Source organism: Amycolatopsis cihanbeyliensis, from assembly GCF_006715045.1.
In the GTDB taxonomy this organism is placed as follows: Bacteria; Actinomycetota; Actinomycetes; order Mycobacteriales; family Pseudonocardiaceae; genus Amycolatopsis; species Amycolatopsis cihanbeyliensis.
In genome coordinates this window covers 1667425-1692016 of sequence record NZ_VFML01000001.1, presented here as the reverse complement: position 1 = coordinate 1692016, position 24592 = coordinate 1667425, and the positions used below count along the sequence as shown (strand labels likewise).

Annotated in this window: 24 protein-coding genes and 1 pseudogene; 14 read left to right on the top strand and 11 right to left on the bottom strand. The window is 70.5% G+C overall.

What is annotated here, in order from left to right:
* The first annotated feature begins 44 nt into the window (after window positions 1-44).
* Both hppD and FB471_RS07450 read left to right on the top strand, forming a co-directional pair.
* Entirely contained in the window at window positions 45-1103 is a 1059-nt protein-coding gene (gene hppD, locus FB471_RS07455; protein ID WP_141996599.1) for a 4-hydroxyphenylpyruvate dioxygenase, read from the top strand.
* A gap of 25 nt (window positions 1104-1128) precedes the next feature.
* Window positions 1129-2433, top strand: coding sequence for an aminotransferase-like domain-containing protein (locus FB471_RS07450; protein WP_141996598.1), 1305 nt, complete (start codon window positions 1129-1131; stop codon window positions 2431-2433).
* 46 nt (window positions 2434-2479) lie between these two features.
* Here FB471_RS07450 and FB471_RS07445 read toward each other — a convergent pair whose 3' ends face one another.
* Window positions 2480-3676, bottom strand: a complete 1197-nt coding sequence (locus tag FB471_RS07445) for an FAD-dependent oxidoreductase (protein ID WP_211357981.1) — start codon at window positions 3674-3676, stop codon at window positions 2480-2482.
* Between the two features lie 87 nt (window positions 3677-3763).
* Between FB471_RS07445 and FB471_RS07440 the strand changes: the two genes are divergently transcribed.
* Complete coding sequence (locus FB471_RS07440; RefSeq protein ID WP_141996596.1) at window positions 3764-4360, top strand: TetR/AcrR family transcriptional regulator; 597 nt, start codon at window positions 3764-3766, stop codon at window positions 4358-4360.
* 100 nt (window positions 4361-4460) lie between these two features.
* Here FB471_RS07440 and FB471_RS07435 read toward each other — a convergent pair whose 3' ends face one another.
* Both FB471_RS07435 and FB471_RS36055 read right to left on the bottom strand, forming a co-directional pair.
* Complete coding sequence (locus FB471_RS07435) at window positions 4461-4892, bottom strand: CYTH domain-containing protein (RefSeq protein ID WP_246076283.1); 432 nt, start codon at window positions 4890-4892, stop codon at window positions 4461-4463.
* Between the two features lie 135 nt (window positions 4893-5027).
* Window positions 5028-5483 (bottom strand): hypothetical protein, encoded by a 456-nt coding sequence (locus FB471_RS36055; RefSeq protein ID WP_483964214.1) that lies wholly within the window; start codon window positions 5481-5483, stop codon window positions 5028-5030.
* Window positions 5484-5492: 9 nt separating this feature from the next.
* Between FB471_RS36055 and FB471_RS36050 the strand changes: the two genes are divergently transcribed.
* Both FB471_RS36050 and FB471_RS07425 read left to right on the top strand, forming a co-directional pair.
* Window positions 5493-6020 carry an NsdA family TPR-like regulatory protein gene (locus FB471_RS36050; RefSeq protein WP_483964213.1) on the top strand — a complete coding sequence of 176 codons (528 nt, stop codon included), beginning with the start codon at window positions 5493-5495 and terminating at the stop codon, window positions 6018-6020.
* Window positions 6020-6991, top strand: a pseudogene (locus FB471_RS07425) (o-succinylbenzoate synthase); the annotation flags it as partial. The gene FB471_RS36050 and the pseudogene FB471_RS07425, both read left to right, overlap by 1 nt.
* A 65-nt stretch (window positions 6992-7056) precedes the next feature.
* On the opposite strand, the gene FB471_RS07420 reads toward FB471_RS07425, so the two are convergent.
* Window positions 7057-8304 (bottom strand): MFS transporter, encoded by a 1248-nt coding sequence (locus tag FB471_RS07420; protein ID WP_141996594.1) that lies wholly within the window; start codon window positions 8302-8304, stop codon window positions 7057-7059.
* Window positions 8305-8389: 85 nt separating this feature from the next.
* On the opposite strand from FB471_RS07420, the gene FB471_RS35875 reads away from it, so the two are divergent.
* Genes FB471_RS35875 through FB471_RS07405 form a run of 3 tightly spaced genes read left to right on the top strand, consistent with a single transcriptional unit; the run spans window position 8390 to window position 10844 of the window.
* Window positions 8390-8800 carry an MbtH family protein gene (locus FB471_RS35875; protein ID WP_425457041.1) on the top strand — a complete coding sequence of 137 codons (411 nt, stop codon included), beginning with the start codon at window positions 8390-8392 and terminating at the stop codon, window positions 8798-8800.
* The gene (locus FB471_RS07410; RefSeq protein ID WP_141996592.1) at window positions 8797-9816 is read left to right on the top strand and encodes a pyridoxal-phosphate dependent enzyme; all 1020 of its coding nucleotides are present in this window, start codon (window positions 8797-8799) and stop codon (window positions 9814-9816) included. Before FB471_RS35875 ends, FB471_RS07410 begins: the two co-directional genes overlap by 4 nt.
* 2 nt (window positions 9817-9818) lie before the next feature.
* On the top strand, window positions 9819-10844 hold the full coding sequence (locus tag FB471_RS07405; protein ID WP_141996591.1) for a CE1 family esterase: 1026 nt from the start codon (window positions 9819-9821) through the stop codon (window positions 10842-10844).
* Here the strand turns inward: FB471_RS07405 and FB471_RS07400 are convergent, their stop codons facing one another.
* The 5 genes from FB471_RS07400 to FB471_RS07380 all read right to left on the bottom strand — a co-directional run bounded on the left by FB471_RS07400 (window position 10845) and on the right by FB471_RS07380 (window position 16912).
* Window positions 10845-12041: a cytochrome P450 gene (locus tag FB471_RS07400; RefSeq protein ID WP_246076282.1), complete on the bottom strand. Its 1197-nt coding sequence runs from the start codon at window positions 12039-12041 to the stop codon at window positions 10845-10847.
* A 31-nt stretch (window positions 12042-12072) separates the two neighbouring features.
* A complete protein-coding gene (locus FB471_RS07395; RefSeq protein ID WP_141996589.1) occupies window positions 12073-13854 on the bottom strand; it encodes an AfsR/SARP family transcriptional regulator in 1782 nt (593 codons plus the stop codon).
* A 492-nt stretch (window positions 13855-14346) separates the two neighbouring features.
* Entirely contained in the window at window positions 14347-14742 is a 396-nt protein-coding gene (locus FB471_RS07390) for a DUF3995 domain-containing protein (RefSeq protein ID WP_141996588.1), read from the bottom strand.
* 378 nt (window positions 14743-15120) lie between these two features.
* A complete protein-coding gene (locus FB471_RS07385) occupies window positions 15121-16134 on the bottom strand; it encodes an alpha/beta fold hydrolase (RefSeq protein ID WP_211357980.1) in 1014 nt (337 codons plus the stop codon).
* A 118-nt stretch (window positions 16135-16252) separates the two neighbouring features.
* A complete protein-coding gene (locus tag FB471_RS07380; RefSeq protein WP_141996587.1) occupies window positions 16253-16912 on the bottom strand; it encodes a polysaccharide deacetylase family protein in 660 nt (219 codons plus the stop codon).
* A gap of 114 nt (window positions 16913-17026) precedes the next feature.
* On the opposite strand from FB471_RS07380, the gene FB471_RS07375 reads away from it, so the two are divergent.
* The 4 genes from FB471_RS07375 (at window position 17027) to FB471_RS07360 (ending at window position 20861) form a co-directional block, all read left to right on the top strand.
* A complete protein-coding gene (locus FB471_RS07375; protein WP_141996586.1) occupies window positions 17027-17701 on the top strand; it encodes a response regulator transcription factor in 675 nt (224 codons plus the stop codon).
* Between the two features lie 2 nt (window positions 17702-17703).
* Window positions 17704-19113, top strand: coding sequence for a sensor histidine kinase (locus FB471_RS07370; RefSeq protein ID WP_141996585.1), 1410 nt, complete (start codon window positions 17704-17706; stop codon window positions 19111-19113).
* Entirely contained in the window at window positions 19110-19589 is a 480-nt protein-coding gene (locus FB471_RS07365; RefSeq protein WP_141996584.1) for a hypothetical protein, read from the top strand. The genes FB471_RS07370 and FB471_RS07365 overlap by 4 nt, the downstream gene beginning before the upstream one ends.
* A gap of 69 nt (window positions 19590-19658) precedes the next feature.
* The gene (locus FB471_RS07360; RefSeq protein ID WP_141996583.1) at window positions 19659-20861 is read left to right on the top strand and encodes a DUF418 domain-containing protein; all 1203 of its coding nucleotides are present in this window, start codon (window positions 19659-19661) and stop codon (window positions 20859-20861) included.
* Between the two features lie 61 nt (window positions 20862-20922).
* Here FB471_RS07360 and FB471_RS07355 read toward each other — a convergent pair whose 3' ends face one another.
* Window positions 20923-21654, bottom strand: a complete 732-nt coding sequence (locus FB471_RS07355) for an NAD(P)-dependent oxidoreductase (RefSeq protein WP_142001650.1) — start codon at window positions 21652-21654, stop codon at window positions 20923-20925.
* 167 nt (window positions 21655-21821) lie between these two features.
* Here FB471_RS07355 and FB471_RS07350 point away from each other — a divergent pair, with 167 nt between their 5' ends.
* Complete coding sequence (locus tag FB471_RS07350; protein WP_141996582.1) at window positions 21822-22514, top strand: TetR/AcrR family transcriptional regulator; 693 nt, start codon at window positions 21822-21824, stop codon at window positions 22512-22514.
* A gap of 416 nt (window positions 22515-22930) precedes the next feature.
* Here FB471_RS07350 and FB471_RS07345 read toward each other — a convergent pair whose 3' ends face one another.
* Window positions 22931-23356, bottom strand: a complete 426-nt coding sequence (locus tag FB471_RS07345) for a DoxX family membrane protein (protein WP_141996581.1) — start codon at window positions 23354-23356, stop codon at window positions 22931-22933.
* 311 nt (window positions 23357-23667) lie between these two features.
* Between FB471_RS07345 and FB471_RS07340 the strand changes: the two genes are divergently transcribed.
* Window positions 23668-24570, top strand: coding sequence for a universal stress protein (locus FB471_RS07340; protein ID WP_141996580.1), 903 nt, complete (start codon window positions 23668-23670; stop codon window positions 24568-24570).
* Window positions 24571-24592 lie beyond the last annotated feature (22 nt).

Below are 24592 nucleotides of genomic sequence, written 5' to 3'. Positions count from 1 at the left end.
TAACTGTGCCCGAGAGTGGGGGTTCCGCAGCCGGGAGGTCCGCGATGACGGCAGCAGCAGGCAGCAGCGTGTTCGAGAAGGACATGAGCGTGGACCACGTCGTGTTCTATGTCGCCGATGCCGAGGACGCCGCGGCGGAACTCGTCGAGAAGTACGGGCTGGCGGTGCTCGCGCGTTCGTCCGATGGCTCCCCGACCCGCTCGGTGGCGGTGGGTCGCGGCGACATCTACCTGGTGTTCACCGAGGCGCCGGGCGTCGATCACCCGGCCGCCCGCTATGTCCGGGCGCACGGTGACGGGGTGGCCGATATCGCGTTGGAGGTCACCGACGCGCGGGCGGCCTTCGCCGAGGCGGTGCGCAGGGGAGCGCGGCCGGTGGCCGAGCCCACCGAGGCCGAAGGGGTGGTTTCCGCCGCCATCACCGGATTCGGCGATGTGGTGCACAGCTTCGTCCAGCGCCCGCCCGGCGGTTCCGGCCTGCCCGGCTTCCTTCCCGCGAGCGAACCGGTACCGGCGGACACCGGTGTTCGCACGCTGGACCACTTCGCCGTCTGCCTCGAGGCCGGCCAGCTCGAGCCGACCGTGACGTTCTACCGGAACGTGCTGGACTTCCGGATGATCTTCGAAGAGAGGATCGTCGTCGGGGCGCAGTCCATGGACTCCAAGGTCGTGCAGAGCGCGTCCGGCGCGGTGACGCTCACCCTGATCGAACCGGACACGACCCGCGAGCCAGGGCAGATCGACGAGTTCCTGAAGAACCACGGCGGCGCCGGGGTGCAGCACATCGCCTTCACCACCGCCGACATCGTCTCCTCGATCCGCGGGCTGCGGCAGCGCGGGGTGGAGTTCCTCACCACCCCGGATGCCTACTACGACCTGCTCGGTGGGCGTACCGAGCTGACCAGGCACCCCGTGGCCGACCTGCGTGAGCAGCACGTCCTGGTCGATGAGGACGCCGATGGCCAGCTCTACCAGATCTTCGCCAGGTCCACCCACCCCAGCGGTACCTTCTTCCTCGAGATCATCGAACGCGCGGGCGCGCGTACCTTCGGCAGCGGCAACATCGAGGCGGTCGAGGTCGAGCGGGCCAGGGCCGGCCGCTGAGCCCGATCGCGGGGAGGAGAGGTCGATGGGCCCGCTGCGCCTCGGCGAGCTGCACGGATCGCTGACCGACCCGGTGCTGGCCGCCATGGAGTTCCTGAACGAGATCGCCAACCGCTACCCGGAGGCGGTGTCGTTCGCCCCTGGCCGGCCCTACGAGGAGTTCTTCGACGTCCAGGACCTCCACCGTTACCTGCGGGCCTTCCACCAGTACCTGGTCGGCGAGGCGGGGATGGACCCGAGGCAGGCGCGCAGGACACTGTTCCAGTACGGCCGCACCAAGGGCATCATCCACGAGTTGGTCGCCCGCAACCTCGCCGCGGACGAGGGAATCCAGGCCGACCCGGAGTCCATTGTGGTCACCGTAGGCTGCCAGGAGGCGATGCTGCTCGTGCTGCGCGCCCTGCGGGCCGAGCCGAGGGACGTGCTGCTGGCCGTCTCCCCGGTCTACGTGGGCCTGACCGGCGCGGCGCGGCTGGTGGAGATGCCGGTGCTACCGGTGCGTGACGGGCCTGCCGGTATCGACCTGGACGACCTGGTGGCGCGGGTGCGGCAGGCGCGGGCCGAGGGGTTGCGCCCGCGCGGCCTCTACGTGGCGCCCGATTTCGCCAACCCGTCCGGGGCCACGCTGGATGTTCCGCTGCGGCGCGCACTGCTCCGGGTGGCCGCCGAGGAGGATCTGCTGCTACTGGAGGACAATCCCTATCGCCTGTTCGGGTCCACGGACGACCGGCTGCCCACGCTGAAGGCACTCGACGATGACGCGCGGGTGGTGTACCTGGGTTCCTACGCGAAAACCGGGTTCCCCGGCGCGCGGATCGGCTACGTGCTCGCCGACCAACCGGTCGACCTCGGCGACTCCCGGACCGGGCCACTGGCCGACCAGCTCTCCAGGCTGAAGAGCATGGTCACCGTGAACACCTCGCCGGTCAGCCAGGCCATGCTCGGCGGCCTCCTGCTGGAACACGGATACGACCTGGCGAAGGCGAACCTCCGCGAGATCGAGGTCTACCGCCGCAACCGCCGGCAGGTGCTCGACGGCCTCGCCGCCCGGCTGCCGGACGCGGCGGAGCTCGGGGTGCGCTGGAACTCACCCTCCGGCGGGTTCTTCATCGTCGTCACCGTCCCGTTCCCTGTGGACGATCCGCTGCTGGAATTTTCCGCTCGCGAGCACGGCGTGCTGTGGACCCCGATGCACCACTTCTACGGCGAAGGTGTGCCGCTGCCGCACCTGCGACTGTCGGTCAGCCTGCTCACCCCCGAGCGGATCGAGCGGGGCCTGGACCGGTTGGCCGCGTTCGTCTCCCAGCGAGTCCACTCCGGTCCCGGCTGAGTACCACCGCGGACCGCGCGGGCCGGTTCGCGCCGCGGCGCGCGGCTCAGGTTTTCGCGCGCTGGACGGAGCGCCGGAACAGGCCGCGGATTCCCGGTAGCCGGATGGCCCGGATCATCAGGTCGTGCGCCCAGACGTGCGCCCTGCTGGGTGGTGCGAACCGGCTCGTCCCCTTGCGGGCGAGCGCCTGCCGTTTGCGCACTTCGGGACGCAGGAGCACTTCCCAGCGGGCCAGCGCCGCGGGGACGTCGCTGCCGTGTTCCGCCAACGCGGTGCCGAGCCGGTCGGCGCCGGTGAGCGCGAGGGCCGCGCCATAGCCCGCGAACAGCGTGACGCACCACGCCGCGTCGCCGAGCAGCACGACTCGGCCGTGGCTCCACGTGTCCAGCATGACCTGACTGGCGGAATCGAAGTAGGCACCGGTCGGGTCGGCCTCGAGTTGGTCGAGCGCGCCGGGCACGCCCCCGCCCAGATCCCCGAAGGCCGTGGTGAGGGCGCGCACCGGTCCGCGCGCCAGTTCGGCCGCCGGATCGGCGTCGCGGTAGGTGAAGAACGCCGCGGACCGCCCTGGCCCCGGGTTGATGACCGCGGCCGTGCGTCCTGGGCCGATGAACGTGGCGCCGGTCCCCTCCGGCACGTCCCGCGGTGCCCGGTCGAGCGGGAACGCCCCGACCAGGTGCCGCAGGTCCACCCGGAAGTCGCTCTCGGAGCCGAACACGATCCGACGGACTCCGGAGTGCAGCCCGTCGGCGCCGACGAGGAGGTCGGCGTCCTCGGACCTTCCGTCGCTCAGTGCGACCTGAACGACCTCGTGGTCCTGGGTGACGGCCCGTACGGTGGTGCCGAAGCGGATCGTGACGGAGTCACACACCGCCTCGTACAGCGCGGACTCGAGGTCACCGCGGAACACCGTGACCGCCCGGTCGCCGAGTGCGGCTCGCGCGAGCTCGTCCGGGACCGTGACCTTCGGTCGGCCGTCGGACCTGACGAGGGTCGAGGTGAACGACCCGATATCCAGCGGAGCCAGCGCGGGCAGCACCCCCAGCCGCTCCGCGGCGTCGTACCCGTGCCCGAGCAGGTTCACCAGGTACCCGCTACTGCGGCGAGCCGGGGCACGCTCGACCACGAGCACCTCCCATCCCGCCTGACGCAGCCGCAGTGCGGCTGCCAGACCGGCGATGCCAGCCCCCGCGACGACCGCTCGTCGTGTTCGCGTACCCCTGCTCGCGGTGCCACCCGTCATTGCCGCTCCCATCCCCGACAAGTATGAGCGTCTGCTCAAACCAAGTATGAACACATGCTCATAGTGGGCGCAAGTTAAGCTGGGGATGTGCCAAGAGGTGTCGCCATCCCGGAGCTCCGGCAGCAGTTGTTCGCCGCCGCCGAGCAGGTGGTCGTCCGCGACGGGCCGAGCAGGCTCAGCGGTCGGGCTGTCACCGGCGAGGCCGGAGTCGCGACCGGGCTGCTGTACGCACACTTCGTGGATCTCGACGACTTCCTTGCCGCCTACGCCGTCGACCGCTCCTTCGTGATCTCCGCCGAGGCGGCGGCGCTACCGGAGCGGTCCGGCACCGGTAGCGTCGTCGGAAACCTGTGCGCAGCCGTGCTCGCGACACCGCTGGTGACCGTCCTGGCGTTGACGAGGCTGCTCGTCTCCCGGCCGGAGCTGGCGGGACGCGTCCGTGCCGTACTCGGGGACGAGACGACCGGTCTGGACGCGATCGAGAGCGCCGCCGCCACGTACCTCGCCGAGGAGCAACGACTCGGTCGCCTCACCGGGTCCGCCGAGCCGTCGGGGTTGGCGCTGGCGCTTGTCGGCGTGCTCCACCACCTCCTGCTCACCGCCGCTACCGAGGCCGACGTCCGTGCGGGCATCCGGCGAACGATCACGTCACTGGTCAGGGACTACACCGCGGCTACGGCCTGACCGGCGCGTCGCACCATCGGCGGAGCCGGGCAGTCGGGCCAGGAAGGCGCCGGATACGCGGCACGGCACGGATGTCCCGCGGCGAGAGGGAGAGTGCCGGTCAGAACGTCAGTTCGGTGATCGTGTCGAGGTCGATGCCGTAGCGGGCGTAGATCTTGACAGTGTTCTCACCGGTGAGGTCGGCTTCGGTGTAGCCGAGCAGGGCGGCCACGCGTACCACCTCGTCCGTGGAACCAGCCTCGATCTCCAGGTACGGCGGGATCCGTGGCCAGATGTCGATCTCCACCTGGGCACCGTCGAGGATGAAGCTGGTGCGTTTGGTCTCTTGGTAGGATTTCGGGTCGAAGCCCAGCATCCCGAGCAGGGCGCCTGCGGCGGCGAAGTCATCGACGCCGACCTCGATCTCCTGAGTGCCGTCGATGGCGTCGCTGACGATCTCCTTGACGGTTAGTGTGCTCTCGCCGTCGGTGTCGCGGAGCCTGATCCATTTCGAATCGTCCCCGGGGGCGATGTCGTAGACGTAGCGGCGCATGAACTTCTCGCGGAGCTTCTGCCCCCTTTGCCGAGGATCAGGCGCTCGGTGACCTCGGGGTCGATGTCGAGGACCTTGGCTTCGTGCTCGACAGGCACGGTGGCACTCCCTCCGAATAGCGATCGATACCGCAGGTTACCCGGCTCGCCGAGCGTTGAGCCGGTGGTACTCAGAATCCCGCAGATCCAGGATCTCGCTGCGGAGTGAGCTGGTCAGGAACTCATCGAGAGACAGGCTCAGGTCCATGCGCTGGATGCAGACACCGACGTGATACCGCCCGGTGCGGTCGTAGTAAAGCCGGACTCCGTAAAAGCCTTCATGGCAGTCGGTTTCGTTGTTGAACCGGCACCCGGTGCAGGTCTCGGGCAGCCGTACCCGTCGGATCTGCTTGAAGGACACGCGTCGCCCGTCGGGCAGGTGGTAGGCGACACGGGCGCCGGAGACGCCTGCGGTGATGTAGTGCGTCGTGGCGACCGCGCCGCGCTTGGCGAGGATGCGTTCGATGGCTTCGATCGAGGTGGTTCCATGTTCTAGCGAGTTGAGCAGCCGCACCGACAGGTGCGGGGAGTACTCGTCCAGCAGCCGGTGCACACGTGGGGCATGACTGTGGTCGGGCACGACGATATTGGCGCTGGCCTTGACCCCGTGGTCTTCGCAGGCGGCGATCGAGCGCTTGAGCGCGGCGATCTTACGTTCGGCGAGTGTCGGGGTGCCGTAACGGCCGTGCTGGATCTCAGCGAGTTCACCGGGGGTGGTGCCGAAGAACTCGCCGCCGATCTTGGTCGGTGCCTGCGCGACGCGGGCGAGCTCGAGCAGGGTACTCGCCTGATCAAGCAGGCGTTGGACGGTTACGAGCCGTGGCGAGTGCGCAGGCGGTGCTTCGTGCAGACCGACCTTGCCACCGCACACCTGGCTAGCGGCGATCTGGAACAAGCCGCCTCGGTGGGGCGGAAAGCCGTGCGCACGGCCGGTCAGGTCAGCTCTACTCGCGCACTCGACCGGCTTCGCACGCTGCAACGCCAAGTCCGGCCGCTGCGCAACGGCTCACTGGGCGTGCGTGAGCTAGACGACCGCATCACAGATCTCACCCGCACGAGCACCCGCGCCGACGAGGAGACTGCCACCTGATGAGCAACGAGATCGACTTCGATGGCGCCCGCATTTTCGCCATCCCCATGCGCGCCCGATTCCGGGGTATCACCGTGCGCGAGGGGATGCTGATCGAGGGCCCCTTCGGATGGGGCGAGTTCTGTCCCTTCGCCGACTACGACGACACCGTGTCTGCTTCGTGGCTGGCGACCACGATCGAACAATGCACGCTCGGCTGGCCCGAACCCGTGCGCGCCCGCATCCCGATCAACTGCACAGTCCCCGCAGTCGGCCCGGAACGGGCCTACGAGGTCACCGCCCATTCCGGATGTCGCACCGCCAAGGTCAAGGTCGCCGATCATCCGGAGTCTTTGGCCGAAGACCTCGCCCGCGTCGAGGCGGTGCGGGCTGCACTCGGCCCCGACGGGGCGATCCGGGTAGACGCCAACGGGGTTTGGGACACCGACACCGCCGTATCCCACATCCGCCAGCTCGACAAGGCCGCCAGCGGTCTGGAGTACGTCGAGCAACCCTGCCACACCATCGAGGAACTCGCCGCCGTCCGGCGGCAGGTCGAGGTGCGGATCGCCGCTGATGAGTCCATCCGCCGCGCGGAGGATCCGCTGCGGGTGGCGGTCGCCGGAGCGGCCGACATCGCCGTGATCAAGTGCACCCCCCTCGGCGGTGTGCGGCGCTCGTTGCAGGTCGCTGAAGCCGCCGGACTGCCTTGCGTGGTCTCCTCCGCGCTGGAAACCAGCGTCGGCCTCGCCGCGCAGGTCGCACTCGCGGCTGCACTGCCTGACCTGGCCTTCGCGTGCGGGCTTGGCACGCTCTCGCTGCTGGACAGCGACATCGTGTCCGGTCCCGACTCCTTGAGCGCGGTGGATGGCTACCTGCCCGTGCCGCGCACGCCACCCGCTCCCGACCTGAGCCTGCTCGATACTTACGAACTGGCCGACCCCGAACAGTCCGCATGGTGGCGCGACCGACTCACCCGCGTCCGCGCCATCCACGACACTCATCACACGGGCCTGCCCAGCCGGCACGAGCGCTTCGCAGGCCACTTCGCTGAAGGTCAGGTTCGCTCGTGCCGGGGCCGGGCCTCCATCCGGCGGCGGGCCATGCCGACCAGTAGCCATCCGGTCATGCAGATGGCGATCAGCGCGAGCCATGGCCACACCGGGCCGAGTGACAGCAGGCTGGTGAACAGCAGCGGGGCCACGACCGTCGCCGTTCCCCAGGAAAGCTGGTGCGTGCCGAGATAGCGCCCGCGCAGGGTCGGCGGGGCCAGCCGGGCGACGAAAGCCGCACTGGTGGGAGCGAACAGCAGTTCCGCGGCTGTGAACACCACCACCCCGAAGAACACCACGAACACGGCCAGCGGTGGGGCGAGCAACGCCGATACGGCCAGCACACCGAAGGAGGCTATCCACACCAGCGCGGCCAGCCGGAGCACCATGGTTTCGGCCCGCCGCTCCGTCCAGCGCACCACGGGCGGCTGCGCCAGCACCACGAGCACTGTGTTGACGGTGTACAGGGCTCCTGGCAGCCAGGCGAGTTCGGGCAGGGTCAGGCCGACGTACGCGGGTATCAGCAGGATGATCGCGAAGATGGCGAGCACGAAGCATCCGTTGGCCAGCACCACCAGGGTGAACGGCCGGTCCCGCAACACCTGGCGGTAGCCGCCCACCGCACGCGGTCGCGCCACCGCGGCGCGCCTGCCGGCGCGGGTACGTGCTTTCGGCCAGGTGCCGATGAGTACGGCCACCAGCAGGTAACTGAGCGCGTTGCCCATCGCCAGCGCCTGGTAGCCGGCGTCCCCGAACCCGACGACCGAGGCGGCGATGATCCCGCCGAGCCCGAGTGCGGCGTTGCGGGTGGAGCGGATCAGGGCGAACCAGCGTGGCTGCTGGTCCAGTCCCACCAACTCGACCACGAGGGAGCCCTGCGCCGGTAGCCAGGCTCCGTCGGCCCAGTAGATCAGCGCGGCCACCAGCGCGAGCTGCCAGGGGGTCTCCACCCACAGGTATCCGAGGAAGCCCACGCTGTGCAACAGGTTCGACCCGACCACGATGGTGGTGGCCCCGAACCGGTCCACCAGCGGGCCGGCCATCATCCCCGCGGGTACACCGGCCAGCGCGGCCACCGAGAGTGCGGTGCCGATGCTGACCAGTTCGAGGTCGGTGACGATCAGGAAGTACGGAATGGTGAACGGAACGAAGATCCCGCTGCCGAGGCTGTCCACCGCGGCCCCGATCGCCAGCCGGTGCAGCCCGCGCATCCGGGGGAACCCGAGTCGCTCCGCGCCCCGGGTGATCACCATGGGCACGACAGTATCGTCGGAAGAACATTATTCGCAATCAATAACGAAACAAAAAGAGGGGTAGATACAATGTGGACAAAAATGTGTGTGGGGGTATTTGTTCGTGACGGGTGAAAACGAGGACACCGAATACGAGGTCGTTGTCAACGACGAGGAGCAGTATTCGATCTGGCCTGCCGCCTCATCGGTCCCGGAAGGCCGGCGGACGGTGGGGCGGCGCGGGCCCAAGCAGCGCTGCCTGAGCTGGATCGAGGAGAACTGGACGGACATGCCCGCTCCGCCCGCGAGAGACGCTGCATGCGGCGGCACAGGAGCGGGCATGACACCCCTTGGGTCAACCCGCGGCCGTCACGGTGACCACGGAGCGCGCCCTCGGCCGGAGGCCCCGCTGTCGGGGCGGCGGGGCGCGTGTCCTGGTGGCCATGCGCCGGGTCGTGCCGGGTGCCCCGTCGACACGATCGCGGACGCGCGCGGGGCCGCGGAGGAGCGGGCATGACCGAACCCGCCGGTCACCGGCCGCGCGTCCCGCTGGCCACCACGCCCACCTGGCTCCAGCCGCTCGCCGGCCTGTCGCACCGGCCGGTGTACCTCAAGCGTGATGACGAGAACTCGCCGGCCTTCGGCGGCTGCAAGACCAGGGCGCTGGAGTTCACCCTGGGGGCGGCCACGGCCGCGGAGGCCACCGCGATCCTCACCGCGGGCACCGTCGGTTCCAACCACGTCGCGGCCACCGCCGTACACGCGGCCCGGCTGGGGTTGCGGGTCACCGCGTTGGTGTTGCCCCAGGAGCCGGGGCGGCTGGTCGCGCGCAACCTGCGGCTGGCACTGGCCGCGGGCGCGTACCTGGAGCCGGTGCCCACCGGGGTCTCGGTGCACCCGTCCCGGGAACGTCACCGCACCGCGCTGGCGGAGCTGCGCGGGCGGGGCGAACGGCCACACGTCATCCCGTTCGGCGGCGCGGACCCGGTGGCCGGGCACGCGCACGCGCTGGCCGGCAGGGAACTCGCCGAGCAGGCCCGCGCGCTGGCCCTGCCCACCCCGCTACGGGTGTACCTGCCTGCCGCGTCCACCCTCACCGCCGCCGGCATCGCCGCCGGGCTGGCACTCGCCGGCCTGCCGTTCCAGGTGATCGCCGTCGACGTGGTGGGGGACCCCTCGGTCACCGGACCCGGCCTACTCGAGCGCGCCCGCGCGGTGGCGGCCTCGCTCGGTGGTGGCGATCAGGCGGTGCGAGCGGGGGAGGTCCGGCACGTCGACGGGTGCGCAGGCGCGCCCTACGGCGTGCCCGGCCCGCAGGGGACACGGGCGGCTCGCCTGCTGCGCGAGTCGGCGGACGTGGAGGTGGACGAGTGCTACGGGGCCAAGGCATTCGCCCGCTTCCTCGCCGACGCCGACGGCAAGGAGAACGAGCGCGGCGGCACCTACCTGTTCTGGCACACCGGTAACACCCGGGAGGTGGAATCGGGCGAGTCGGGACGGGTCCGCCCGGAGCTCGCCCGTTATCTTCACTGACCATGCACAGGATCTCGCGGTGGTGCGCGCTCGTCTCCTTGGTACCGGTGTTGCTGTGCGGGTGCTCGTCGCCGGAGCAGCCCCCACCCCGGCCCGCCGTGTCCTCCTCCCTCGCCGACGGCGGCGGCACCCCGGCCAAGCGCCGCCCGGTCACCGACGCCGACACCGAGGTCCGGGAGATCACCGCCGCGGGCCGATCCCGCTCCTACCGGCTGCACAGCTCGGCCCGCCCCGCTGAGGGCGCGGGCCGGCCGCTGCTGCTGGTCCTGCACGGCAAGGGCGGTTCCGCCGAGCGGATGGAGCGGTACAGCGGGCTGAACGAGGCCGCCGATGCCGTGGGCGTGGCCGTGGCCTACCTGGAAGGGCTGTCCGCGGGCTGGTCGGCCTCGCCGCGGCCCACCGCGCTGCGCCCGAACCCCGCCGCCGACGTGGACTTCGCCCACGCGGTGATCGAGGAGCTGAGCCACACCGCGGACATCGATCCGGAGCACGTGTACGTGGCCGGTTTCTCCGAGGGCGGGGCGATGGCGTTGCGGCTGGCCGCCGAGCGCCCCGACTGGTTCGCCGCCGCCGCGTCCGTGGCGGGCCAGCTGGCGGGCCCGCCGGCGCCGGTGCGGCCGGCCGGGCCCATCCCGGTGCTGTCCATCTACGGGGACGCCGACCCGCTCCGCCCCATCGAGGGCCTGGCCGGCGCGCCGGCCAGGCCCTCGGAGATCGGCAAGGAACCACCCACGCCGACGAGGTCCACCGCCGAGACCGTGGCGGCGTTCCGCCGGGCCGGCGGTGCCACCCGGCACCGCCACGAGGATCTGCCTGCCGACACCCCCGCCGACGGCACCTCGGTCGGCAGGGACACCTGGACCAATCCGGGCACCGGACTGCGGGTGGTGTCCGTCATCGTGCACGGCGGCGGCCATACCTGGCCGGGCGGCGAGTTCCGCACCTCGACCCGCACGGTCGGGGTGACCAGCCGGCAGCTTTCCGCCGCCGATACGGTGCTCGATTTCCTGGTGAACAGCCGACGCTGATCACCAGGTGACCGGAAGGCTCCGGGGCGAGCGCAGCAGGGTGCCCTCCTTCCACGGCACCTCCTCGGCGGGCCGGGTCAGGCGCAACTCGGGGAAGCGGGCGAGCAGCGAGCCCAGCGCGACCTGCAACTCACCCCGCGCGAGCTGCGCGCCGAGGCAGACGTGTACCCCGCTGCCGAAGGCCAGGTGCGGGTTGTCCTCGCGGGTGAGGTCCAGTTCCGCCGGATCGGCGAACACCTCCTCGTCCCGGTTGGCCGAGTTGGTGCTGGCCACCACGGCTTCGCCCGCCCGCACCAGCACGCCGCCCAGCTCGATGTCCTCGGTGGCGATCCGGGCGAACGCGCCGCCGGAGCCGAGCGGGATGTAGCGCAGCAGTTCCTCCACCGCCGAGGGCACCAGCTCGGGGCGTTCCCGCAGCAGCGCCCACTGCTCGGGCCGGGACAGCAGCAGGTAGACCGAGCTGGCGAACTGGCTCGCGGTCGACTCGTGCCCGCCGACCAGCAGCGTGATCCCGGTCTGCGTCAGCTCCTTGTCGGTCAGCTTGTCGTCGTCGTGCGCGGCGACCAGCGCGCTGATCAGGTCCTCGCCGGGCTGCCGGCGACGTTGCTCGGCCAACTCGCTCAGGTACTCCTCCAGCGCCGCCCGCGCGGCCACCACCTCCTCGCGGGTGTGCGTCGTGGTGGACAGCACCATCGCTGAGAAGTCCCGGAACCGGTGGTGCTCGCCCGGCGGCACGCCGAGCATCTGCGAGATCACCGATACCGGCAACGGCAACGCGAGGCTCTCCACCAGGTCGGCGGGGGGACCGGTGTGCTCGATCTCGTCCAGCAGGCCGTCCACGATCTCCTGGGTGCGGGGCCGGAACTCGCGGACCCTTCGCGAGGTGAACGCCCGCGCGATCAGCCTGCGGAGACGGCTGTGCTCGGGCGGGTCCATGCTCAGGATCGAGCCCGCCGGCGCCGCCTCGGGCGTCACCCGTGGGGTGTCCTCCCTGCCGGCCGTACGTGCCCGGCTGAACCGGTGGTCGGCGAGCACGGTCTTGACGTCCTCGTAGCGGGTCACCAGCCAGCATTCCGCGCCGTAGGGCAGCCGCACCCGCATCGCCGGTCGCTCGGCGCGCAGCTCGGCGTACCGGGGGTGCAGGTCAAGGCGGACCGGGTCGCTGAAGGGGTAGGGGCACGCTTCGACTGTGGTCACTGGGTTTCCTCTCCCGTCGAGCCGGTGTGGGTCATGGACCGGCGGTGGCCAGTTCCGCCGCGAAGGCATGGGGCAGGCTGGGCAGCCGGTACCGGGTCCCGCCGTCGGCGTCGGAGCCGGCGGGCTCCAGCAGATGCGCGTCGACCAGCCGCTCGAGTACGTCGTCGGCATCCGGAGCCGGGCAGCTCAGCAGGGTCTCCGCCGTCCAGCAGGTCAGCTCCGGGGTGGGCAACTCGCCAAGCGCCCGGTACAGGTGGGCCGCGGCCGGGTCCAGCCGGCGTGCGCTGGCGGCCAGCCCGTCCCGCAGCCGCTGTCCCGCGCCGCCCAGCCCGGCCAGCCGATGCCGCGGGCGGCACAGCTCGCGCACCATCCTGGCAACGTCCCAGTGTGGCTTGCTGGCCAGATGCGCGGCCGCCGCCAGCAGCGCCCCCGGTAGTCGCCCGCACAGCTCGACCAGCCGCGCCACCGCCTCCGGGTCCCGTGTCACCCTGGCCTCGCCGACGATCCCGCGCACCAGCGCCACCGCCTCGTCCTGCCGCAGGCTGTCCAGCCGCAGCGGCACGGTGCCGCAGCGGGCCACCAGCTCGCGCAGCGGGTCCCGCGAGGTCACCAGCACCTGGCAGCTCGCGGTGTTCGGCAGCAGCGGCCACACCTGCGTGGCGTCCCTGGCGTCGTCCAGCACCAGCAGCATCCGCTTGCGGGCCAGCAGCGTGCGGAACAGCTCGGGGCGCTCGGCGGGGCGTGGCACCTGCTCGGCGGGCACCCCGAGCGAGCGCAGCAGGCGGGCCAGTACGGCACTCGGATCCGCCGGTGCGCGGTGCGGATCGTGCCCGTGCAGATCCACGAACAGCTGGCCGTCCGGGAACCGGTCGGTCCCGCGCTGCCCCCACCACACCGCCAACGCGGTCTTGCCCACTCCGACGCCGCCGACAATCAGCCCGAGCGGTGGTGTACCGCCCGTCCCGCCCCGGTCGGCCAGCCGGTCCAATGCGGTCAGCGCCTCGGCTCGCCCGGTGAACGCCTGCGTCGCGGCGGGAAGCTGGGCAGGGGGCCGGTCCGCGGGCGGGCCCTCCTCGTCGCGCAGGATGCGCTCGTGCAGCCGCCGTAGCTGCGCGCTCGGCTCGAGACCCAGGTCCTCGACCCAACGGCGGCGGCAGCGCGCGAACGTCTCCAGAGCCGCGACCCGCCGGCCGGATCGGTACTGCGCCGTCATCAGCGACCCGTGCAGCCGGTCCCGCAGCGGGTACTTCTCGACCGCCGCGGCCAACCCGCCGACCAGCGAGCGGTGCTCGCCAAGGTCCAACCGCAGCTCGACCTGCTCCTCGTACGCGGTCAGCAGGCTCTCCTCCAGCAACTCGGCCGCTTCCTCCAGGGCCAGCCCGGTGACGTTGGACAGCACCGGGCCGCGCCGCAGGGCCAGGGCCGAGTCGAAGCAGCGCACCGCCTCCGCGGCCCTGTTCTCCCTCGCCTCCGCCCGCGCCTCGGCCACCAGTTCCTCGAACATCAGGGTGTCCACCCGGTGCCCCGCCGGGTGCAGCACGTACCCCGGCGCGGAGGTCTCGATCACCTCCCGCCGGACCCCGTGCGCCCGGAACGCCTTCCGGAGCGCCGACACGCAGATGGCCACCTGGGTCCGGCTGGTAGAAGGGGGTCGCGCGCCCCATACCGTCTCGGCCAGCGTGTCCACCGACACCACCCGGCCGGCATTCAGCAGCAGCGTCGTCAGCACCACGCGCTGCCGCAGCCCGCCGATCGGAACCGGTTCCGCCCGTGCGAGCACCTCCAATGGGCCGAGCAGGCGAAACTCCAACATCTCGTCCACGCCATCCCCCAGATCACAGTCCCGTGACTCGCCACGCGGTTCGTCGAGTACAGGACGTCACCGTCGACTCGCTGAACTCGGTACCGCCGGCGTTCCCACTCCGGCTCGCCGAGCCGCAGCCGTACGGAAAGGATGACGGAAATCCACGGCGACTGGTTACCTTCCCACCGGAAAATACTCCCAATGGCCCCGGAACGGACCCCCGAACGGGGGTAGGGGCCAACAATTTCCCACAATCGAGCCAACAATACGAGGTAACACGTTCGGCGGGTTCCTCGGTTGGTGACGGTCTGGTAGAGCGCCTGGTCGGGCGATGATATACCCGATTGTCGCCAACCCGAAAACGGTGAGGCTGGTCACCTTTGTTGTCGGTGATCCGGGATGGTTTTCGTTCCGGTGCAAATAGGCGCGATCTTCGGACCTGATGACCGGCCGGCTGGGGGCCTCGGCGGGCGCGGCGCATGACGTCGTGCCCCGCACCAGCTAGCTGAGTGCGACGACGGCACTCCCGGTGGCGAGCGCCACGCACAGCGGCGAGTACACCTTCCGGTCCATCCGGCCGAAGATGTCGCGCCTGCGGGAGAACACGGTGAGCCCGACGACTCCGCGCACCAGCAGCACGGCGGTCACGCCCCAAGCGCCGACGGTGTGGAGCCAGGGTGGCCCGATCTCGCCGACGATGCCTGCCCGCCCGGCCACCAGATACGCCGCGGCCAGCAGCAGCACGGCGACGGCGGCGGTGGACCACGCCGGCGGCGCCTCGTCCTCGTCGACGCCGCCGACCACCCGGGTGAAGTCGGCCCTGCTGGCGAACGGCCATACGGCGAAGATCCATACCTCGTGCAGGCCGCCGACCAGCAGCAGAACCAGTGCGGTCATCGCACCGACAACGACCACGAAGATCCCCCGCCCAGTTCCATACACCACTGTATTTTCCAGCTCGGATGCTACGGTACGGCGCGGTGACAAGGCGACGGCGAAGCCCCGCGGGCCGGATCACGACGGCAGTTCACCCCGGAAGGTAGCGGTGCCGCGCTCGAGAACCGCACTGATCGACAGGTCGGCCGCGGCCTCCCGCGCGGTTCCTCGATCGTGGCGACGCCGTCGATGGCCGGCCGGGCGACCGTCACCTCGGGCCCTGCTTCGCCGCGAGAACCGCCTGGCGCACCCGGACTGCCGCGGCCGCCACTGGCGTTGCTCGTGCTCGCTCCCGACCCTTCGAGCCGACGCGGCGGAAGGTGTGGCGGGACGGTGTGGTCAGCGGGTGAGCAGATCCTTCAGCGCGTTGTCGATGAACGCGGTGTCGGTGGGGTTGGCACCGCCGCCCGCGAAGTGTCCCCAGACTCCCGGGATCACCCTCAACTCCGCATGCGGGATGAACGCGCACGCCCACTCCTCGTCCTCCGGCGGGAAGTAGAGGTCCTTCTCGGCGGGCAACACCATCGCGTTCGCGGTGATCGAGCGCAGCGCCCGCTCGGTGTCGCCTTCGAAACCGGGTGTCTTGCCGACGTCGGCGTTGTGCCAGGTCCAGAGCATCGTGAGCAGGTTGTTTGCGTCCCGGTCGTCGAGGAAGAACCCTTCCCAGAAGCCGACCGCGAAGTCCTCGAGCGAGCTGAAGCCCAGTTGGCGGTAGGTCTGGTGCCAGTAGAACGCCTGGGAGAAACCCCAGCCCGCGTAGACTCGGGCCGCCGCGCGCAGTCCCTTGGTCGGTTGGGTTTCGTACCAGCCGCCCTGCCAGGCGTCGTCGGCGGTGAGCGCGGCCCGCACGCTGTCGAGGAAGACCTTGTTGTGCTCGCTGGTGACCGTGGAGCCGCAGAACGGTGCGATCCGTTCGACCATGTCGGGGTAGGCCACGGCCCACTGGTAGGTCTGGCCCGCGCCCATCGACCAGCCGGTGACCAGCGGCAGCCGCTCGATACCGAAGTGCTCGGTGACCAGCCGGTGCTGAGCCCGGACGTTGTCGTACATGGTGACGTTGGGGAACCGGGCACGGTCCCACGGTGGTGGGGTGTTGCTGGGTGAGCTGGACAGCCCGTTGCCGAACATGTTCGGCACGATGATGAAGTACTTGTCGGGGTCGAGCGCCATGCCGGGCCCGATCAGCCACTCGTTCTCCCAGTGCCGGCCGGAGTACCAGGTGGGATACACGATCGCGTTGTCCCGCCCGGCGTTGAGGGTGCCGTAGGTCTGGTAGGCAAGCTTGGCGTCGCGCAGGGTGAGGCCACCCTGCAGGGTGAAGTCGCCGAGGTCGTAGACATGGTGGTCGCGCACGGGAGACGCTCCTTTCTCGGCGTGCCGGACTGCTGGTGGGGGAGGGTACCCCTCGGCCAGCCCGCTGTCTTGATCGTCAGTGTCCGGTATCGGCGCACCGCGGCGGGGGCACCGGGTGTCAGCAGCCCGGCACGGTGCTGAAGGTGTAGCCGCGCGCGGCGAGTTCCGGTAGTGCCTCGCGCAACGCCTGCACGGTCTCCGAACGGTCGCCACCGCCATCGTGCATCAGGATCACAGCGCCGGGCGTGGCGCGGTCGACGAGCCGTCGCGCGATCACGGAGGCGCCCGGTTCGCGCCAGTCTTCCGTGTCCACGTTCCACAGCACGCGGCGCATGCCCTTCTCCTGGAAACGCGTGTCGACCACCTCGTTCGTGGCGCCGGAGGGCGGGCGGACACAGGGGCTGGTGGATCCGACCTGGTGCAACTCGGCGGTGGCCTTGTCGAGTTCGGCGTCCAACCCCGCCGGGTCCAGCGTGGTCAGTGTCTGGTGATCCCATGTGTGGTTGGCGAGGATGTGGCCCTCGGAGATCGCACGGCGGGCCAGGTCGCGGTGGGAGTCGAGGTTCCTGCCGACGGCGAAGAACACCGCCCTGGCGTCGTTCTCCTCGAGCACATCGAGGATGTGCCCGGTATCGGTGCCGGGGCCGTCGTCGAAGGTCAGGTACAGCTCCTTGCCCTGGTGGCTCGAGGACGCGACCGCGGTACAACCGGTCACCGCGAGCAGGCCGATGATCAGCGCGCCCAGGAGGGCGGGCAAGCGATGCGCGGGGGTAGCCATGCCCTCGACCCTGCGCGCGTGATGTCGGTGGGCGGTCCTCGCGATGTCCTGATCCTGTCGCAGAACGCCCCCGTCCCCGAGCGCCCGCGCTGACCTGCCCCGATAATCGATTGCGTGGCACAGGTTCTGCTGATCGAGGACGACCCGTCCATTCGCCGTGGCCTCGGCATGGCGCTTGGCAGGCACGGGCACCAGGTACGCAGCGCGGAGACGGGCGAGGAGGGCCTGAGACAGTCGCGTGACGCGCGGCCGGAGGTCGTCGTACTCGATCTCATGCTGCCCGGTATCGACGGGTTCGAGGTGTGCCGACGGCTCCGGGCCGACTCGCATGTGCCGATCATCATGCTGACCGCCAAGGGAGACGACTTCGACGTGGTCGGCGGCCTGGAAGCGGGCGCGGACGACTACGTGGTCAAGCCCGTGCTGCCCCGCGTGCTCGACGCGCGGATCAGGGCGGTGCTGCGTCGCGGCGCTCCGGAACCGCGGCGCACCGAGACCCACGCCGGGCTCACGATCGATCGCAGCGGCATGACCGTGACCAAGGACGGCGATCCGGTGTCGCTGACCCCGACGGAACTGCGCGTGCTGCTGGAACTGTCCCGCTCACCCGGCCAGGTGCTCAGCCGCCGGCAACTGCTGCAGTCGGTGTGGGAGCACGACTATCTCGGCGACTCGCGACTGGTGGACAACTGTGTGCAGCGCCTGCGGGCGAAGATCGAGAGTGACCCCACGTCGCCGGTGTTCGTGCAGACCGTGCGTGGCTTCGGCTACCGGTTCGGACCGGTGTGAGCATGCCGCGGTGGCTCACCGGCCTGCGGGTCCGGCTGCTGCTGGCGTTCGTGCTGGTCACCGTGGTCGGTGCGGTCGCGGCGGCGTGGGCGAGCTACGGCTCCGCCCGCGGTTCGCTGGTCTCCGAGGCGCAGCAACGGACCACCGAGGACGTCCAGCGCCGGGTGGGTTCCGTCGCCATCGACCTGACGTACCCACCTGACCAGGAGGCACTGGACCGGCTGCGGTCCGCGGTCGGCGGGCCCGCCCTGGTGACCTACGGTCGGTTGACGTCAGCGGAAGGAGCGGACCTGGGACTCCTGACCGGCACCCTGCGCGCGGCTGTCCGCGAGCGAAACGCGCTGGTCCTCCAGCGGGTCACCCCGGCGAGCGGGCCGAAGCTGCTGGTCGGTACCCCGGTAGTGAAAACCACTGTGGACGGGGAGAGAAGGCCGTCGGGTATCGAGGTCTACGCGGTCCGTGACCTCATGCCGACCCAGCAGCAGATCGACGCGTCGGCGCAGGCGGCGGTACGGACGAGCGCGCTCGCCTTACCGCTGGCGATCGTGCTGGCGCTGCTCGCCGCCCGCCGGGTGCTCCGCCCGGTGCGGGAGCTGCGCGGCACCGCACGGCGCTTTGCCCGCGGCGACCTGGACGTACGGTTGCGGGTGCGGGGTTCCGACGAGCTCGCCGAGCTGTCGGGCACGTTCAACCACATGGCGGCCGAGCTCCAGGCGTCGGTGGCCGAGCTTCGCCGGATGGAGACCGACGCCAGGCGGTTCGTCGCCGACGTCTCACACGAGCTGCGCACGCCGCTGACCACGTTGACCGCGGTGGCCGAGGTGCTGGAGGCCGAGGCGGGGCAGATGCGCCGGGACGCTCGGGACTCGACGCTGCTCGCGGTGGAGGAGACCCGCAAGCTCACCCGGCTGGTCGAGGACCTGATCGAGGTGTCCCGGTTCGACGCGGGCGCGGCGACACTGCGGCTGGAGGACGTCGATGTGGGCGGGGCCGTCGAGGACTGCCTCCGTGCGCGGGGCTGGGGTGAGCGGGTCGAGCTGGACGCTCCGGAGGAGATCGGTGCGGTCCTCGACCGGCGACGGCTGGACGTGCTGGTCGCGAACCTGGTCGGGAACGCGCTGCGGCACGGTCGGCCGCCGGTGCGGGTGCGGTTGCGTGCCGACGAGCGGGAGGTCGAGGTGGTCGTGGTCGATCACGGACCGGGCCTGCCGGAGGGCGGGGCGGAACGCGTGTTCGCGCGGTTCTACAAGGCCGACATCGCGCGGACGCGGTCCGAGGGCAGTGGGTTGGGTCTTGCGATCGCGGTCGAGAACGCTCGCCTGCACGGCGGCGACATCGACGCGGGCAACGAGCCGGGCGCCGGCGCGAGGTTCGTCGTCCGCCTGCCGAGGTTTCCTGAGGAGGACCCGTGATCCGGCGGCGAGTGCCCGCGATGCTCGCGGCAGGGTTGATGCTCACCGGGTGCGGGATCGAACCGACCGGGCCGCTCGACGGCGGGGACGCACCGACCGGCGTCGCGCCCGGCCCGACGCTGTACTTCGTTGACGCGCGGGGAAATCTGGTGCCGAGCGTCACGCCCAGCGAGCGGCTGGGCGAGGTCACCAACGCGGTGGACCTGCTGCTGCGGGTGGGCGACCAGAACCGCGAAGGCCTGCACTCGGACCTGCCCACCGTCGACTCGCTGGGGCCGCAGGTGACGATCGCGAACACCACCATCACGGTCGACCTGCCACTGGCCAGGAGTGAACTGGGCCCACGCGGCGTCGACCAGGTGTCCTGCACCGCGCTCGGGGTGCGGCGGCAGAGCGGCGACAGCCGCGTGACTCATGTGGTGGTCAATTTCACCGTCGGCCGCAGGACCGAACCGCGGACTTGCCCGGCACCCTGAGCGCGGCCGCGACCCAACTGCGACACGACGTCCACGCGTGTCGGACATCGGGTCGGCAATCTCGCGGCCATGGCCTCATCTGACACTGTTCCGGCCGCTGTGGAAGCCGGTCCGGACTCGCACCGGGTACCGAAGGGACGCCTGCTCGGCGTCGACGTGGTTCGTGCGCTGGCGATCATTGGCGTGTTCGTGATGCACTTCGGGATGACCGGCTGGCTGCACGCCGGTCCGCGTGCGCAGGCACCGGGATTCCTGCACTGGCTGGACACCGAGACATCATCCCGTGCGATGAGCCTCTTCGTGCTGCTCGCCGGGGTGTCGGTCGCGCTGATGACCGGCGGGTCGCGGCCCTACTCCGGGCGGCGGATGACCACGGCGTGCCTGCGGGTCGTGGTGCGCGCGGTGGCGCTGTTCCTGATCAGCCTGTGCATCGACGAGTTCGGCGACTCGGTGCTCGCGTTCTACGCGGTGCTGCTCCTGTTCCTCCTGCCCTTCACCCGGCTGCGGCCGCGCACGCTGTTCGCCCTCTCCGCGCTCGCCGTGCCGCTGGCAACGCTGTATCCCGTCTGGGTGATGAACACCCGCACCGACTGGATGATGGCGGAGATCCCGACCGGGCTCGCGGTGCTGACGCATCCGGCACAGTGGGGCGACTACCTGTTCAGCCTGGTGTTCACCGGCGGTGGTTTCCAGACCATCTACGGAATTCCACTGGTGCTGGCCGGTCTGGCGATCGGCAGGCTCGATCTGCACAGCCACACCGTGCGGCTGCGTATGATGATCATCGGTCTGGGGACCGCGATCGCGGCGAGCACGGTGTCGTGGCTCGCGCTCCACCCGTTCGGGGCCGCGGACGCCATCGACGCGACGCGGCTGCCGGCGATACCGTGGCAGGCGCTGCTGGCGCTGCCGGGGCCGCGTTCGCTGTACGCGACCAGCGCGGTGGGTGTCACGTTCATGATCGGCGCGGCGCTGTTCCTGCTCGGTGCCTTCCTGATGGTGATGGATCGGCCGGCCTGGCAGCGCGCGCTGTGGCCGCTCGCGGCGGCCGGCGGGATGGCGATGACCTGGTACGCGGGGCATTTCCTCTATCAGAGCGCCATCGGTAACCCGGAGTCGTACTCGTTCGTGTACTTCCTCGCGGTGGTCGCCGTGATGCTCGTGACGTCCGTGCTGTGGCGGCGTTGGCTGCGTCGCGGTCCGCTGGAATGGTTGGTACACAAGGTGATCATTACCGTCGTGCCGGGGCGTGGCTTGGCGAAGGCGGGATGACATGGACGCGGCGGATGCGGTCGAGGTGCCGCGAGCGAGGTTCCCCGGGGCGGCCCGAGGTTCACGTTTCTCGGACGGTGCTCGCGTTCAGCGCGGAGGGTGTCCGGCAGCCGACGATGGCGGGAGCCTCGTGGACCAGCGCGTCGTCGACGAGCGCCTCCACCATGAACAGCGCGAAATCGATCCGCCGGGTGATGTTGCTCGCGAGGATCGGGTCACCGACGTGCCTGCTCCATACCGGCAGTCCCTGGCTTTCGCCCTCTTCGAGGTCGCTGCCGCGCACGACGGTCCAGCGCGTGTGGCTGGCGAACACCCGGCGGCATGCCTCCTCCTGGTCGTGGACATCCACCACGCGGGCAAGGCGGGCCACCGCGCCGAAGACCCTGGCGAACGCTCGAAACCTGAGCGAGTACACGTCCTGGCTGTCGCGAGCGATGTGCCAGCCGCAGGAGAACACCAGACGCGCGTCCGCGGGTGCGTGGTCGAGCACCGCCTGGGCCGTCCCGGTCGAGTACCCGCGGACCCCCCAGGGGACCAGCACTGTCAGCACCCCGTCGCAGCCCGCGACGGCGCGCCGGACCACCGCCCGATCGTCCGTCCGCCCTGGAAGGATGGTGATACGGCTCGCGAGTTCTTCCAGCTTCCCGACGCTCTTCTCGCGGCACACGGCCACGACCTCGTAGCCCCGGTCCAACGCGTGCCGGACCATGTAGCGCCCGAGCTTCCCCGAGGCCCCGATGATGCAGACCTTCGGAGTGCGCTGGTCAGAGGCTTCGTTCTGCCCTTCGTGCATGTCCACGCTGCTGCCCTTTCCTGCGGATACGAAGGACCTCCGGAGGAGTCGCCGAAACCCGCGATCTTTCCTTACACCTGTAAGGCTCTAATGGGAGGTTATCCTTACGGATGTAAGGGCGTCAACTCGCGGCGTCGCGAACATCGAAGAGTTCAGGGAGACCACAGGTGGCGCCGAGCCCGAAAAGAAGTCGGAGGTCCCATGCTCCGCTGAGCAAGGAACGGGTCTTCGAGGCTGCCGTGCGCGTGGCGGACGAGTGGGGTGTCGGGTCGGTGACCATGCGGAAGGTGGCCGAGCAGCTCGGAGTCGAGGCGATGTCGCTGTACCACCACGTGGCCAACAAGGACGAGATCCTGGATGGGATCGTCGACCTCATCTTCGGCCAGATCGAGTTGCCTGGCCATCAGGCCGGCTGGAAGGTGGCCGTGCGCCGGCGGGCGATCTCCGCCCGCACGGTGCTCTCGCGCCACACCTGGGCTCTGGGGTTGCTGGAGTCCCGGCGCGATCCCGGGCCGGCGACGCTGCGACACCACGACCGGGTGATCGGGTGCCTTCGGGACGCCGGGTTCTCGATCGCGATGGCGGCACATGCGGTGTCGGCCATCGACAGCTACATCTACGGGTTCGTTCTGCAGGAGTCGAGCCTGCCGTTCGACACGCCCGAAGAGATCGAGGAGATCGCCGGAACGATCACCTCGCGGATGCCTCCGGACACCTACCCGCACCTCACCGAGATGATTACGGACCACGCGCTCCGCCCTGGCTACACCTACACGGACGAGTTCGCGTTCGGGCTCGACCTGATCATCGACGGCCTCGAGCGAGTCCTGCACGGGCAAGCTCGGGACTCCAGCCGGTGACCTCGCGGACGGAAACCGTTGTCGAGCACCCGCGCCGGTGCGGGATCACGGCGACCACTCCGAGCAAGGGGTGCCGCGGGTGTCGTCGTGGCCGTGGGCTGTCGGCCGATCATGGTCTGTGGACTGCGGGTCGCCGACGTTGGTGGTGTCCTCCGGCGGGAGCCCACCATCCACGAACACATCCTGGACTTCATCGACCTGGCTCAGGCCAAGCCGATCCGGAGTGTCGGTTTCAGCACCAACGGCATCCGGCTGGCCACCGACCGCCGGTTCGTGGCGCTGACCCGGCTGACCAAGTCCGATGTGCCGGCGCTGATCGCGCGGCAGCGCCCGGGCTGGTCCCGCACCGATGACGTCGTCCCGGTGCCGCGCGGGATGAGACGGGTTCGAGCCCGAGTGGCCTCGGGCTCGAACGGTCAGCGCAGCCAGGGTTGGTGCCGGGTGACGCGGGCCCAGCGGTTGCCGAGGCCCCAGGTGTGTCCGGCTCCGATGGCGGCCAGGCGCAGGCCCACGCCGAGCAGCAGCGCCAGGCCGATGCCGAGCAGGCCGGCCATGAACAGCCAGTCGGCCCACCAGGCTCCCGCCCAGCCGCGGAGGGTTCCCGCGAACGGTCCGACGTGGACACCGCTGAGGAAGCCAGTGGTGGGTGATCCGCCGTTGACCACGGCGTTGGTGGAACTGGTGGCGTAGCCCCAGCCGGAGGTCTTGTCCGCGAAGGCCCACAGGAACAGCAGGCCCATGCTGATCCTGGTCACGGCCGCGATCTTCCTGGCGGTGGTGCTGCTTTCGATCACGGGGTGCCGGGTCTGCTCGACGTGGCTCGATCCGTCTCGAAGGGACATGGTTCCCCCTTGGTCGATGGCTGATCCGAGGCTGGCAGGCCGGGGGCGAGCGCGTCCGCCGGCGGAAGTCCCGAAAGGCGGGGCCCTTTGTCGTCACCGGCGAAGCGGCCCGGAGGCCGGTGGCGAAGGTCCCTTCGACGAGGTGACGGAGGACCGGCGCGGACCGGCGCGGAACTCCATAGCGTCCAGGAAAACGGGCGAAAAGAGGTGAGGTCGATGTCCGGTACACCGGGCGGCGCGGTTGTGCCGGGTGCCGACGGTGCAGGTAGCGCGGTAGCTGAGACGTCTCTACGAGAAACGGAGAATACGAGATGAGTGAGACGGGAACGGCCGGCGCGATCGTCGTCGGTGTCGATGGGTCGGAGGCGGCCACGCGGGCCGTGCGCTGGGCGGCGGAGACCGCGGCGGAACGTGGCCTGCCGTTGCGGCTGGCGCACGCCTTGACGTTGTCCGGTGGCTACTACGGGGGTGGCCTCGCGGTGCCACGGGAATTCTTCGAGGCGATCGAGCGGGACAGCGAGCGGGTTCTCGACGAGGCGATGGAGGTCGCCAGTACGGCGGGCCCCGGGGTGGACATCGACACCGTTCTGGTGCGGGAACCGGTGATCCCGTCGTTGCTGGAGCTGTCCGGTGAGGCGCGGATGATCGTGTTGGGTGGTGTCGGGCAGGGCGGTTTCCCTGGGATGCGGCTGGGTTCCACGGCCGTTGCGGTGAGCAGCCACGCGCACTGCCCGGTGGTCGTCGTGCGCAACCGGGACGGCGAGGACGTGCCGACCGAGGGGCCGGTGGTGGTCGGTGTCGACGGCAGCCCGACCAGTGAGCGGGCCGTCGCGGTCGCCTTCGAGGAGGCCTCGCTGCGGGGCGCGCCCCTGGTGGCGGTGCATGCCTGGCTCGACGGCGACTACGACACCGTGTTCAGCCCCGCCCGGTCCTATTCGACCTGGGAGTCGGTGGACGAGGTGGAGCGGCGTGCGCTGGCCGAGCGGCTGGCGGGGTGGCAGGAGAAGTACCCGGACGTGCGGGTCGAGCGGGTGGTGGCCAGGGACCGGCCACGGCATCAGCTGCTGGAGTGGTCGGCACGGGCCAGGCTGCTCGTGGTCGGATGCCGGGGCCGGGGCGGGTTCCGCGGGCTGCTGCTCGGTTCGACCAGCCAGGCCATGCTGCAGCACGCCGACTGCCCGGTTCTGGTCGTGCGGTCCGACCCGGCCGGCTGACGATACGCCCTGGGTGGGGCGC

Coding starts and splice junctions, on each gene's coding strand:
- hppD (WP_141996599.1), top strand. CDS start 45: ATGACGGCAGCAGCAGGCAGCAGCGTGTTCGAGAAGGACATGAGCGTG.
- FB471_RS07450 (WP_141996598.1), top strand. CDS start 1,129: ATGGGCCCGCTGCGCCTCGGCGAGCTGCACGGATCGCTGACCGACCCG.
- FB471_RS07445 (WP_211357981.1), bottom strand. CDS start 3,676: ATGACGGGTGGCACCGCGAGCAGGGGTACGCGAACACGACGAGCGGTC.
- FB471_RS07435 (WP_246076283.1), bottom strand. CDS start 4,892: ATGCGCCGCTACGTCTACGACATCGCCCCCGGGGACGATTCGAAATGG.
- FB471_RS36050 (WP_483964213.1), top strand. CDS start 5,493: ATGACTGTGGTCGGGCACGACGATATTGGCGCTGGCCTTGACCCCGTG.
- FB471_RS07420 (WP_141996594.1), bottom strand. CDS start 8,304: ATGGTGATCACCCGGGGCGCGGAGCGACTCGGGTTCCCCCGGATGCGC.
- FB471_RS07410 (WP_141996592.1), top strand. CDS start 8,797: ATGACCGAACCCGCCGGTCACCGGCCGCGCGTCCCGCTGGCCACCACG.
- FB471_RS07405 (WP_141996591.1), top strand. CDS start 9,819: ATGCACAGGATCTCGCGGTGGTGCGCGCTCGTCTCCTTGGTACCGGTG.
- FB471_RS07395 (WP_141996589.1), bottom strand. CDS start 13,854: ATGTTGGAGTTTCGCCTGCTCGGCCCATTGGAGGTGCTCGCACGGGCG.
- FB471_RS07390 (WP_141996588.1), bottom strand. CDS start 14,742: ATGACCGCACTGGTTCTGCTGCTGGTCGGCGGCCTGCACGAGGTATGG.
- FB471_RS07380 (WP_141996587.1), bottom strand. CDS start 16,912: ATGGCTACCCCCGCGCATCGCTTGCCCGCCCTCCTGGGCGCGCTGATC.
- FB471_RS07370 (WP_141996585.1), top strand. CDS start 17,704: ATGCCGCGGTGGCTCACCGGCCTGCGGGTCCGGCTGCTGCTGGCGTTC.
- FB471_RS07360 (WP_141996583.1), top strand. CDS start 19,659: ATGGCCTCATCTGACACTGTTCCGGCCGCTGTGGAAGCCGGTCCGGAC.
- FB471_RS07355 (WP_142001650.1), bottom strand. CDS start 21,654: ATGCACGAAGGGCAGAACGAAGCCTCTGACCAGCGCACTCCGAAGGTC.
- FB471_RS07345 (WP_141996581.1), bottom strand. CDS start 23,356: ATGTCCCTTCGAGACGGATCGAGCCACGTCGAGCAGACCCGGCACCCC.
- FB471_RS07340 (WP_141996580.1), top strand. CDS start 23,668: ATGAGTGAGACGGGAACGGCCGGCGCGATCGTCGTCGGTGTCGATGGG.